General features: G+C 48.1%; 11 protein-coding genes. 7 read left to right on the top strand and 4 right to left on the bottom strand.

The annotated features are described in order from the left end of the window. Positions 1 to 110 precede the first annotated feature (110 nt). The 3 genes from KNO65_RS01700 to KNO65_RS01690 all read left to right on the top strand — a co-directional run bounded on the left by KNO65_RS01700 (position 111) and on the right by KNO65_RS01690 (position 3,734). The gene (locus KNO65_RS01700; protein ID WP_353047420.1) at positions 111 to 1,007 is read left to right on the top strand and encodes a peptidase U32 family protein; all 897 of its coding nucleotides are present in this window, start codon (positions 111 to 113) and stop codon (positions 1,005 to 1,007) included. A 9-nt stretch (positions 1,008 to 1,016) separates the two neighbouring features. Then, positions 1,017 to 2,258 (top strand): peptidase U32 family protein, encoded by a 1,242-nt coding sequence (locus KNO65_RS01695; protein ID WP_214781404.1) that lies wholly within the window; start codon positions 1,017 to 1,019, stop codon positions 2,256 to 2,258. A 78-nt stretch (positions 2,259 to 2,336) separates the two neighbouring features. Beyond that, entirely contained in the window at positions 2,337 to 3,734 is a 1,398-nt protein-coding gene (locus tag KNO65_RS01690) for an MATE family efflux transporter (RefSeq protein ID WP_214781402.1), read from the top strand. Here KNO65_RS01690 and KNO65_RS01685 read toward each other — a convergent pair whose 3' ends face one another. Further along, positions 3,735 to 4,598: a DMT family transporter gene (locus tag KNO65_RS01685; RefSeq protein ID WP_214781400.1), complete on the bottom strand. Its 864-nt coding sequence runs from the start codon at positions 4,596 to 4,598 to the stop codon at positions 3,735 to 3,737. A gap of 199 nt (positions 4,599 to 4,797) precedes the next feature. On the opposite strand from KNO65_RS01685, the gene KNO65_RS01680 reads away from it, so the two are divergent. Continuing rightward, positions 4,798 to 6,924: a DNA topoisomerase III gene (locus tag KNO65_RS01680; protein WP_214781398.1), complete on the top strand. Its 2,127-nt coding sequence runs from the start codon at positions 4,798 to 4,800 to the stop codon at positions 6,922 to 6,924. Between the two features lie 14 nt (positions 6,925 to 6,938). On the opposite strand, the gene ytzI is transcribed toward KNO65_RS01680, so the two are convergent. Further along, positions 6,939 to 7,130: a YtzI protein gene (gene ytzI / locus KNO65_RS01675; protein ID WP_074036770.1), complete on the bottom strand. Its 192-nt coding sequence runs from the start codon at positions 7,128 to 7,130 to the stop codon at positions 6,939 to 6,941. Between the two features lie 144 nt (positions 7,131 to 7,274). Between ytzI and KNO65_RS01670 the strand changes: the two genes are divergently transcribed. Next, positions 7,275 to 8,387 carry a PP2C family protein-serine/threonine phosphatase gene (locus KNO65_RS01670; RefSeq protein WP_074036772.1) on the top strand — a complete coding sequence of 371 codons (1,113 nt, stop codon included), beginning with the start codon at positions 7,275 to 7,277 and terminating at the stop codon, positions 8,385 to 8,387. Between the two features lie 37 nt (positions 8,388 to 8,424). Here KNO65_RS01670 and KNO65_RS01665 read toward each other — a convergent pair whose 3' ends face one another. Continuing rightward, a complete protein-coding gene (locus KNO65_RS01665; RefSeq protein WP_012726524.1) occupies positions 8,425 to 9,360 on the bottom strand; it encodes a magnesium transporter CorA family protein in 936 nt (311 codons plus the stop codon). A gap of 156 nt (positions 9,361 to 9,516) precedes the next feature. On the opposite strand from KNO65_RS01665, the gene KNO65_RS01660 reads away from it, so the two are divergent. Next, positions 9,517 to 9,879, top strand: a complete 363-nt coding sequence (locus tag KNO65_RS01660) for an Hpt domain-containing protein (protein ID WP_230872919.1) — start codon at positions 9,517 to 9,519, stop codon at positions 9,877 to 9,879. A gap of 35 nt (positions 9,880 to 9,914) precedes the next feature. Here KNO65_RS01660 and KNO65_RS01655 read toward each other — a convergent pair whose 3' ends face one another. Further along, a complete protein-coding gene (locus KNO65_RS01655; RefSeq protein ID WP_074036778.1) occupies positions 9,915 to 10,796 on the bottom strand; it encodes a chemotaxis protein CheV in 882 nt (293 codons plus the stop codon). A 222-nt stretch (positions 10,797 to 11,018) separates the two neighbouring features. Here KNO65_RS01655 and KNO65_RS01650 point away from each other — a divergent pair, with 222 nt between their 5' ends. Further along, on the top strand, positions 11,019 to 12,455 hold the full coding sequence (locus KNO65_RS01650; protein WP_214690790.1) for an NADP-dependent glyceraldehyde-3-phosphate dehydrogenase: 1,437 nt from the start codon (positions 11,019 to 11,021) through the stop codon (positions 12,453 to 12,455). The last annotated feature ends 6 nt before the right edge of the window (positions 12,456 to 12,461 follow it).

The raw sequence follows: 12,461 nt of genomic DNA, 5'->3' as shown, positions 1-12,461 counted from the left end.
TCTTCACGAGTTGTTAAAATCCTGCTCCGTTCGCACATTGAAACATATGCTAAAGTATAGCAAGAAAATGTGATTAGACTCACAAAGTAGGGAGTAGAACAAATATGATGATTCAGCTCGTCACTACGGCGCAAAGCGTTGATCAGGCAGAAGCGTTAATCAAAGCCGGCGCGGACCGACTATATATCGGAAATTCAAGGTTTGGGTTGAGACAAAAAGGTGACTGGACAATCGATGCTGTGAGAGAAGTCACACAACTTGCCCATCGGTATGGGAAAGAAGTGACGGTAGCCATCAACAACCTGATGCACAATGACCACATTGAAGAGTTAAAAGATTATTTGCAAACGCTGAAAACGATAGGAGTCGATGATGTCACCGCTGGAGACCCCGGCGCCATTCGCTTGATTCGACAGGCCAAGATTCCGTATTGGTATGATGCCCAAACGCTCGTCACATCCGCCAAACAGATCCAATTTTGGGGGAAACGCGAAGCGATTGGAGCGGTCGTCGCCCGCGAAGTGACAATCGAAGAACTCGTCTTGATCCAGCAGCAAATCGGACTTCCTGTTGAAGTGCAAGTATATGGTCCGACATGCATCCATCACTCTAAACGCCCACTCGTGACGAATTACTTTAATGAACTCGGAAGACCGGTTGAAGAAGCAAAACAACGCGAATTTTATATGAGCGAACCGGCAGATACGACCAGTCGTTATCCCATCTATGAGGACGAGAACGGCACCCATATTTTCTCTGAGGATTTGACGCTCATGGGTCAGCTTCCGACGTTAGTCAAAAATGGACTTCACACGTGGAAGCTAGACGGATGGCACGCCGGGGACCAGTTTGTTGAAATCGTTCAGTTGTTTACTTATGCCCGGACGAATTTGTTGAACGGTCGATTTGATCGTGTAGAGATGGAACATCGTCTTCACGAGCTTCAACCGGAAACGTTCCGTCTCGGTACGGGACTGTGGTTGCGAAAACCAGAAGAGATTAAGTGAGGGATCAAGATGAAACGACGTCCAGAATTATTAGCGCCAGCAGGAAACTTAGAAAAATTAAAGATGGCCATCCATTATGGTGCCGATGCGGTCTATATCGGCGGACAGCAGTTCGGGTTACGTTCACGTGCCGGTAATTTCAGTTATGACGAGATGCGTGAGGGGGTAGCCTTCGCACATGCGTACGGCGCGAAAGTATACGTCGCTGCGAACATGGTGACGCATGAAGGCGATATCGAGGGGGCAGGTGACTTCTTCCGAACACTTCGAGATATCGGAATCGATGCAGTCATCGTCTCGGATCCAGCGATGATTGAAACTTGTCTTACGGAAGCAGAAGGGTTGCCCGTCCATTTGTCGACCCAAGCTTCGGCGACAAACTACGAGACCCTTCGTTTCTGGAAGGAAGAAGGACTCGAACGAATCGTCTTGGCTCGTGAGGTATCGATGGATGAAATCATTAAAATGAAACAGGAAGTCGATGTCGAAATTGAGACGTTCGTCCATGGGGCGATGTGTATCTCGTATTCCGGTCGATGCACGTTATCAAATCACATGACATTACGAGATGCCAACCGTGGGGGATGTGCCCAATCATGCCGCTGGAAATATGGTTTCTTTGAAGAAGGTGATCTTCTAACAGAAGAGATGGAAGCGCGTGACGAAGAGCCGTTCTCGATGAGTTCAGTTGATTTATCGATGGTCCGCCACATTCCTGACTTGGTGGAGGCAGGAGTCGATAGTTTGAAGATAGAGGGACGAATGAAATCGATTCATTACGTCGCGACGGTGTGTAACGTCTATCGTCAAGTGATTGATGCGTACTGTGAAGACCCAGAGCATTTCGTCTTCGACCCTGCATGGGAAGAAGAAATTTGGAAAGCGGCCCAACGTGAACTCGCGACCGGGTTCTATTACGGGATCCCGACTGAAAAAGAGCAATTGTTCGGGAAACCTCGTTCGATTCCGCAATTTACGTTTGCGGCTCGTGTCATCTCATACGACCCTTTGACGGGTATGGCAACGCTCGAACAGCGGAATCACTTTTCAATCGGTGAAGAGGTTGAATTTTTCGGACCCGGATTTGTTCGTTTTTCACAAGTCATTGATACGATGGAGGATGTGGACGGTCACCTCCTCGAGTCTGCTAACCAAGCGATGATGACAATTCGTGTAAAAGTGGATCGGCCGGTCGCAACCGATTACATTATGCGTAAGCGAAAAGGTGTGCGTGCTCGTTCGCTCGTTTGACACATCCACCGAGCCAACATAGTCGCCCGTTCCGTTCAATCCTGCTACCCTAAGAAGTAGAGACGGAGGGATGGAAGAATGAACCAAAATACGGAGCAATTACGGACTGAGCCCATCGGCAGACTCCTCTTCAAGTTATCGCTTCCGGCGATGATTGGGATGCTCGTGACGGCGCTCTACAATATCATTGATACGATTTTTGTCGCCCGAGGGATCGGTGCATCGGCAGTCGCTGCCATCGGGATTGCGTTTCCGATTCAGATGATTTTAATGGCCGTGTCGAGTGCCGTTGGTCTAGGTGGGGCGTCTATCAGTTCGAGGAAGCTTGGACGCGGTGACGATGCCGGTGCAGCCGTTACATTCTTGAACGTACTTATCCTCGTCGGTCTGTTTGCGGCACTTGCGGTCAGTTCTGCTTTCTTTATGTTAGATGAAATTTTGAAAGTGTTCGGTGCGACGACCGAAATCATGGATCTCAGCCGACAGTACTTATCAGTTGTCTTGATCAGTTCACCATTCTTCATGTTCACACTCGCTTCGAGTGCGATGGTTCGTGCTGAAGGACAGGCACCTTATCAAATGAAGGTCATGCTGACGACCGTTCTCGTCAACCTCGTGACGACCCCGCTCTTCATTTTCACGTTCGACTGGGGCATGTACGGGGCAGCGACTTCTACGGCACTCGCCCAAGTCATCGGTTCCGTATTGATGCTGCGCTTCTTCTTCGCCCGAAAACCAAAAACGGAACTGCGCTTCAAGTGGCGTCAGTTCCGGATTCGATTCGATGAGATAAAAGAAATCATGGCAATCGGTTCGTCTTCGTTCATCATGATGGTGTCCCAATCCATTTTATTTGTTGGTGTCAACGTGATGCTCGGTACGTACGGCGGGACCGAAGAATTGGCCATTTTCGCCATTATCAACAAGTTCATGGCGCTCGTTGGTATGCCAATCATGGGAATCGTCCAAGGGATGCAACCAATCGTTGGATATAACTACGGTGCAGAGCGATTCGACCGAATGCGTGAAACCATTTGGACGGCGATGCGGGCCGGGATTGCGATTGCTGTCATCATTTGGTTGATTCTGCAGCTATTCCCGCAAACACTCATGGGCTGGTTCTCGACGGATGAGGCGCTCATTGCTGGCGGTGTGACGGCGATTCACATTTTGTTCGCCGTTTCCTTCCTTCCGAGTGTTCAGATGCTCGTCAATGGAATCTATCAGTCCCTCGGGAAAGCACGCGTCGCTATGTTCTTGTCCCTTTCACGTCAGACGCTCTACACGATTCCGCTCGTCTTTATTCTCCCGTCGTTCCTCGGAGTGTTCGGCGTATGGTTGGCATTCCCAATCGCTGATGCGATGACATTTTTGACGGCTGTTGCTTTGGCATTCTGGGACCGTAAATTATTGTTCCGTCCTTCAGAAGAAGATAAAGAAGCACATGATGTAAATCCAAATGCGACAAACTTATAATCAAGCGTCCGCTCGTGTCGAGCGGGCGTCTTCTTTTAGGAACAAGTATATCCCACCGAGGAGGACGACGGCTCCAATCCATTGGAACGGTCCAAGTCGCTCTCCGAAGAAGGCGTATCCAAACAGCATTCCCCACAACGCCTCTCCAAGAATCGTGATACTGACGACGGTCGCACTGACACGGGCAAGCGCATAGTTGAACAGGTTGTGCCCGAGGATTGTCGGGAAGAAAGCGAGCGCGAGGAAGTACCACCAGTTGATGGATTCAAAGGCAGTGAATGTCGTGCCGCGAACGAGCAACATGAAGCAAAGCACGACCGTCGCAACGAGATATACGCTAAAAGAATATGTATTCGTGTTCATCGAAGCTCGTACATGCTGTCCAACGAGCCAATACCCTGCAATCAATAGGGCGGCAATCAAGGCGAGTAGGTCTCCGAAGAGGGCTTCACGGCCGAGTTGAACGTCCCCTGCAGCAACGAGCATGCCCCCAAGGACAGCGACGAGCGCGAAGGCAAGTCCTTTTCGAGTCGGATTCTTTTTAAAGATGAGTGCATTCCCGATCAACACAAAAATTGGACTCGATGTGACAAATAGTGTGGAGCTGGCAACCGTCGTGTAATCGAGTGACAAAAACCAAAGCCAAAAGTGAAACGCCAGTAGCGTTCCGCTAAGGAGTAGAGCGTAGCGAGTCATGAGGCGCGTGGTGATGAGTGATTTGAAATCGACAAACGGTAACAACATGAGACACGTGAACAGCATACGGTAAAATGCGGCAGTCTCGGCAGGTGCCGACGTCCATTTGACGAAGAGGACACTCGTCGATAAGAAAAAGACAGCAGCGAACAAGATGAGATAAGACATGGCGACACTCCTTCACAGTTGTACTTCTCTGTTAATAATATCGGAAAACAGCCACGAGGCAAGACACGATTCAAAAATAGCAAACAAATGCTCCCCTCTCGATGTGTCCATCTTTGACTTGATATAGTAAAATACATAGTAGAAGCTAGCTAATCATGTACGTCTTGCCATTATGTAGGAGGCAAAGTAAGGAGTTCTTATGAGACTAATCATTGCGGAAAAGCCATCACAAGCTCAAAAGTTGGCTGCTCCCTACCCATCAAAAAAGCGAAAAGACGAGATTGAAATCTCACCTTGTTCCCGTTTCCCGGAAGGGGCGATTGTTGTATGGGCGGTCGGTCACCTTTGTGAACTTCAAGAACCGTCGCACTATCGACCGGAATGGAAGTCGTGGAAGTACGATTCACTTCCGATTGTCCCAGAACGATTTGATTATCGTATTTCAAAAGGGAAGTCGAAACCGTTCTATGCCATCAAAAAATGGCTCCATGATCGCTCGATTACTGATGTCATCATCGCATCGGATGCCGAAAGGGAAGGGGAAGCAATCGTTCGTCTGATCCTCCGACTCGCAGGTAACAAAAAACCGCTTGCTCGACTATGGATCTCGAGTTTGACGGAGCAAGCAGTCGATCGTGGATTCTCGCAACTGTTGCCAGGTGAACAGACGATTCCATACTACCATGAGGCGATGAGCCGCGCCTGTGCGGACTGGCTCGTTGGGATGAATGCGTCTCGTGCCTATACGACGTTGTTGAAGACGATTGGGATTGAAGACGTATTCTCGCTCGGTCGTGTGCAAACCCCGACTCTTGCCTTAATCGTCAATCGCGAACGAGAAATCAAACAATTCGTGCCAGAACCATACTTCGAAGTCGAGGCGACACTTGCAAAAGGTCGAGGCACGTTCAAAGCGAAGTACACGTTTGGAAAGACAACAAAGCTCAAAACGCGTGAGGAAGCTGATGCGGTCGTCAAACGCGCATCTGGAACTGCGATTGTGAAGACAATCGACAAAGAAGAAAAAATTGAGCAACCGCCATTTTGGTTCAGTCTATCCGGATTACAAGCGGAGGCAGGGAAACGCTTCGGATTCGGAGCGAAAAAGACACTTGATATCGCTCAAAAGTTATATACGAAAGGGTGGATTAGTTACCCTCGGACCGATTCGGGATTTGTCACACCAGATGAGGCAACGCTATTTCCACAGACAAAGGCAAGACTGCTAAAGTCCGAAGCCTATGCCGGACTTCGTGACCTTTTGACTGAGGACCCGTCGAAAAATCGACGCTATGTCAATGCCAAGAAAGTCAGTGACCACTACGCAATCATCCCGACGGAGGCATGTGGTGACATCACTCGACTCGGTGGGGATGATGCGAAACTGTATGATTTGATCAATCGACGCTTCCTTGCGGCCTTTGCACCCGCAGCGATGCTCGAGAAGACAACGGTTGATTTGATTGATGGAAGCGACTTGTATCGAGCAAAAGGAACCGTCGTTGTGAGTCCTGGCTATCGACAAGTCGTTGAGATGAAATCAAAAGATGTCGAGCTTCCTGCGATGATGGTCGGTGAAGAATTAAAAGAGAAGAAAGTTGAAGTGTTGTCGAAACAGACAGAGCCACCGAAGCGATATACGGAGGGCGCGCTCATTATGGCGATGAAAGTCGCCGGGAAACAACTCGATGACGAAGAGCTGATTCATATCATGAAAGAAGTAGAGGGTCTTGGGACTGAGGCTACACGTGCCAACATCATCGATGGATTGAAGAAGCGAGGCTATGTCCAACTTCAGAAAAAAGAGCTTGTTCCAACAGACAAGGGTCGCCTGTTGATTGATGTCCTCGGAGATAGTATTTTGGCATCACCCGCCATGACGGCGAAATGGGAGAAGCGACTCCATGAGATCGGTCAAGCATCGGCATCCGCTGCCGAATTCATTGAACAAGCGAAGAAGATGTCCGTTCATTTGGTCGAAGAAGCGAAATCGCGAGTAGAGGCGGCTAATCCAGAGGGCTATACGATTGAGGCGAAACGTTATGGCAAGAAAGGAACGACTCGACCGAAGGCATCATTTGGTGTCTGTCCGAATTGTGGGAAAGGGCTTGTCGAACATCCAAAGTTCATCGGGTGCAGCGGTTATCGGGAAGGATGTCGCTTCACCGTCTCCAAACAAGTGCTTGGCGTCGGACTCGTCAAAGATGAGTTGAAGCAAATGATCAATGGCGGGCAGTCGAACGTCCATACGTTCAAAAAGGGAGACAAGACATTCAATGCCTCATTGTATTTAGAAAAAGGTATACTTCGATTTGAATTCAAATAAAAAAGGGTCGCGCATTAGAGCGGCCCTTCTGTCTGGTCAGTCTTTTCTCTCTTCTTGTCATCTTCAATGCGACGATTGATTTCGTCATAGTCGAGCACGATGTCGTCTTTATTGTCTTTATAGGCGTATCCTTTTTGGATGACGACGATGGATGCGATGAGGACGAGTAAAATAATTAAACCGCTTACGGCGAATATCCAGGCCATATGAACCCCTCACTTTCTCTCTTCAGTATGCCAAACAGTGGACAGGTTCTTCAACTAGAATGAATAGACGGTTATGTCGTGTGCGAGTGAAAAGATATGGTACAATACGATATAGATTACTACGTAGAGAAGGAAGGGATAGTCATGGCGATTTTGATTGTGGATGATGAACCGGTCAATACGCTCGTACTTGAGCAACTGCTTCACCAGCACGACTATGAGACGGTATCGGTCTCGAGTGGGGAAGAAGCGCTCGATTTACTGATGGCCCCACAAGCCGCATCGCTGTATGATCTTGTCCTGTTGGATGTCGAAATGCCTGGGATTTCAGGAATCGAGACGTGCAAACGGATTCGGCAGATGGCTGACTTTGAAGAGTTGCCGGTCATCATGGTTTCCGGACGAACGGAAGAGAAGCAGATTGCCGAGGGACTCGATGCGGAGGCGTCAGATTACACGACCAAACCAATCAAAATAACAGAATTACTCGCACGAATCCGTTCTGCCCTCCGTTATAAGGCAGCTGTTGATGAACGGAAAATTTATGAGGCCCGTCTTCAGTATGATTTGGACCTTGCCCAAAAGATTCAACAGAGTGCGCTTACTCCACCAATCAGTAATGAAGAGATTGATGTTCGTGCGCTCTATCTGCCTTCTAAAAAACTAGCCGGAGACATGTACGCGTGGTTTCAGGTCGCACCGGACCGATACGGGGTCATCATCTTTGATGTCATGGGACATGGGGTCTCATCGGCGCTCATCACGATGGGAATCCGTTCAATCCTACCGGGGCTTGTCGGGAACGTGCAATATCCGGTAGACGTCATGACGGAGTTGAACCGTCAGATGACGTTCCTCTTCTCGGGTGACGATATGCACAGCTACTTCACGGCGGTCTATTGCTACATCGACACGACAAAACGTCGAATCGAATATGTGAATGCGGGTCATCCGCCTGTCATCGTGACGTCAGAAGAAGGAAACTGTCGTCTTGAGACGACAGGGGTACCAGTCGGTATGTTCGAGGAACCGAATTATGAATCCAAAGAGATTGACATCACACCGAATATGACGCTTCATATGTATACGGATGGACTCATGGAGTGTTACAGCAAAGATATCGATGATGGGATTCGATGGCTAGAAAAGGACGTTTCCACATATGGTCTTGACTATAGTCGTCACGTCGCTGAACAGCTTGTGCCAAAGATTGAAATTGAAGACGACCTATGTCTCGTCACGGTCAAAATCACATGAAAAGAGCCTGACGCAACGTGCGTCAGGCTCTTTTTTGCTAGAAATATCGCTTTCGCCAAAGGATATAGAAGGCGAGACCGGAAAATCCAATCATCATCGTGATGGCCATGATGAATCCGAACGGTTGTCCTTCCCATGGAACTTGAACGTTCATCCCAAAAATTCCAGATATCATTGTCGGGATGCTGAGTACAATCGTGATGGATGCCAAGAATTTCATGACGAAGTTAACATTGTTTGAAATGATGGATCCGAATGCCTCCATCTTGATGCTGATGATGTCGTTATAAATCGATGCCATTTCCATCGCTTGTCGGTGTTCGACAAAAACGTCTTCGAGTAGTTCTTCGTCCTCTTCATGCTTCTCCAAACTCGGTGTCTTGACGATTCGGTCCAAGACGCTATCATTCGCTTTTAACGAAGTCATGAAGTAGACGAGAGATTTTTGAAGGTTCATCAACTGGAAAATCTCTTGGTTTCGCATGGAACGCTGCAACTCTTGCTCGAGTTCGTCCATTCTTCGGTCGATTTGACGCAAGAAGCGCAAATACGTCATGCTCACACGATGTAAAATCTGAAAGACGAAGCGACTACGATAGTTTGTTCGGAACAGTCTTGCCTTCCCGTTAGCGAACAAATTCAACACGTCGAGATCTCGCGAGCAGACGGTAATGAAATGTCGTCCGGTCACGATGATACCGAGCGGGATCGTATTATACGTGCGACCTGTATCATCTTCCTCCACATACGGAACGTCGATGATCATGAGAAGTCCTTCATCATCTTTTTCAAAACGTGGTTTCTCTTCGATATCAAGTGGGTCATATACAAAGTCTTCTGGAATGCCGGACGCCTCGATGACTTGATCGGCCTCATCTTTTGTCGGGTTCACGAGTTGGATCCAGCTTCCTTTATCAAAGTCTTCGATTTCATCCACATGGCCTGATGCGTCAGTACGGTAAATCGTCAGCATGCATCTTCCTCCTACCTTAACTCAATCTTATTATAGGTAGCCAAAATGAAGAGTGCAATCCAAAGCAGGAGTTTTTTTGTTTTCTCTCGAAAACGTGTTACAGTGAGAGGGAACGATTGGAATATCGTTTATTGAGGAGGGGTTATATTGACTAGAATGCCCGAAGACGCTCTGTTCAATGAAGAAAAACTAGCAGAGCTTCACCAAATCGCAAACGGAAACATTGAGTTCTTAAATAAAATTGCAACCACATATATCCAGCAGTTCGAGGCGAAGTATCCTGAACTTCAATCGGCAGTCGAGTCGAAAGATTATTCTCGCGTCGAACAACTCGCCCATTTATTGAAAGGGGCCTCCTATTCAGTTGGTCTAGAACAGACGGCGCTTCTTTTCCACGACCTTGAAGTGGCTGGAGAAAATGCACATCTAGATGGAGCGACCGAAACATTGGCAACCATCGAATCGCATAGTAAGCGATTTTTAACCGAATGGAATACGCATTTTGAACAATTCACATAAAAAAGTTTGCGACGGAGAAGTCGCAAACTTTTTTATTATCCTACAAATTCATCGAGCGTCGCAATCAACATTCCGATTTCTGGTTTCGTGATTTGAGCGTTCGCACCGACGGCTTCCCCTTTATGTTTCAAGTCATCTGAAATGAGTGACGAGAAGATGATGATTGGAAGTGTTGCGTATTGGTCCATCTCACGAAGACGCTTCGTCAAATGAAGTCCATCCATCTGTGGCATCTCAATGTCGGTGATGAGGAGGTCACACTCGGCACCTTCTTGTTCAAACGCATCGAGTGCCTCTTTCCCGTTATTGAAGACAGTCGTATTGAAGTACCCCGCGTCATCCAACGTGTCGAGGATCAATGTGCGGAGCATTTCTGAATCTTCAGCTAGCCAAATGTTTTTGTTCGAGCGCTCACGAGCGCCGAGTCGCTTTACAGATTCGCGAGCCATGATGTCCTTACGTGACAACTCGAGCGCGATTCGCTCATAATCGAGCAAGATGATCATCTGGTCACCTGTTTTGACGACACCGTTTGTAATGCCTTGAACACCACGTGCGAGATCGGATGGGGTATCAATTTGTTCCCAAGAGATGCGTTTGATCTCGGTTACCTGGTCGACACGAAGAACCGACTTCTCACCGTTGAACTCACAGACAATCAAACGATCATCACTTCCGACTTCACGCGGATGGCTGATGACCATCGGAAGGTCGATGACGGTCATGACTTCACCGCGCAGCTCGATTAATCCCATGATGGCTTCAGGCGTACCTGGGAGTGGCGTCAATGGAAGCATCGTGATAATTTCACGTACTTTCATGACATTGATGCCGAACAAGAACGGTCCAGCTTGGAAAATGACGATTTCAAGTTCGTTCGTTCCTGCTTCAAGTAAAATATTATGATCAGTGCTCAATGGTAGTCCCTCCTATTTCACGTACTCTCATCTTTACTATCGGTATCCAATCGATAAATCTACAGTAAAAATAGTGTCAACTCTCATCAGAATTCACAAAAAGTTTCATAGTAACCGTTTACATCTCATAAACTGAATCGTTATAGTTGTCCAATGCAAAAAAATCTGCATACAATGGGGTTGGCAACGAGATATTACAGCTTACTCAGGAGGCAGATAGAGATGATGAGTATGAACACATATCCATATTTATTGAATGGTCAATGGCAGGAATCTTCAAGCAACGAAACGATTGAACTCGTTTCACCATATAAAGACGAAGTCGTAGGTCGCGTTCAAGCGATGTCACGCGATGAAGTCGATGAAGCCATCCATGGCGCAAAACGTGCACAACAAGAATGGGCGGCGCTTCCGGTCAACAAGCGCGCTGAATTATTGTATGCATGGGCAGAAAAACTCGAAGAACGCGTGGATGAGATTGGTCAAATCATCATGCGAGAAGTCGGGAAAAACTTGAACGACGCGAAGAAGGAAGTCGTACGGACGGCGGAAATCATTCGTTATACGGCAGAAGAAGGAATTCGCTTCAATGGCGGCTTCATGCAAGGCGATTCATTCCCAGGTGGCTCGAAAAACAAGATGGCCATTATCAAGAAAGAAGCGCTAGGTGTCATCCTCGCGATTTCACCGTTCAACTACCCGGTAAACTTGGCAGCTGCTAAGATTGCGCCGGCGCTCGTCACAGGAAATGCGGTAGTCTTCAAACCAGCGACGCAAGGTGCAATCAGTGGGATCAAGATGGTCGAGGCTCTTCACGATGCCGGTCTTCCAAAAGGTCTGTTGAACCTCGTGACAGGTCGCGGTTCGGTCATCGGTGACTACTTGACATCACACCCAGGGATTGACATGATCACGTTCACAGGTGGAACGGGTACGGGTCAACATTTGTCACAACAAGCGTCGATGGTACCGGTCGTACTCGAACTCGGCGGGAAAGACCCGGCCCTCGTTTTAGAGGATGCAGACTTGACGTTAGCAGCTGACCAAATTGTCAGCGGAGCGTTCTCATATTCAGGTCAACGTTGTACAGCAATCAAGCGCGTCTTCGTCCTTGAAAATCAAGCGGATGAGCTCGTCGATATGTTGAAAGAACGTGTCGCAAAACTTTCAGTCGGTTCACCGGAAGAGAACAGCTTCATCGTTCCTTTAGTTGATGCGAAGACGACGGATTATGTACAGGGTTTGATTGACGACGCCGTCAATAAAAAGGCAACGGTCGTTTACGGTAATAAGCGTGAAGGGAACTTGCTTCACCCGACATTGCTTGATCATGTGACGACAGATATGCGTGTCGCATGGGAAGAACCGTTCGGACCGGTCCTCCCGGTCATCCGTGTGAAATCACTCGACGAGATGATCGCACTCACGAATGAATCGGAGTTTGGTCTTCAGGCGAGCGTCTTCACACAAAACGTCAATAGCGCCTTCACGGTCGCTGATAAGTTAGAAGTCGGTACGGTCCAAGTGAACGGACGGACAGAACGCGGTCCAGACCACTTCCCATTCATCGGTGTCAAGCAATCGGGACTCGGCGTTCAAGGAATCGGACGTAGCCTTGAGACGATGACACGTGATAAAGTGACGGTCATCAACCTATAATATGAA

Origin of the sequence: Exiguobacterium sp. S3 (assembly GCF_018617295.1) — a bacterium.
GTDB lineage: Bacteria > Bacillota > Bacilli > Exiguobacteriales > Exiguobacteriaceae > Exiguobacterium > Exiguobacterium profundum.
Note: the sequence above shows the minus strand (reverse complement) of the source record. Positions and strands in the feature narration are given on the sequence as shown.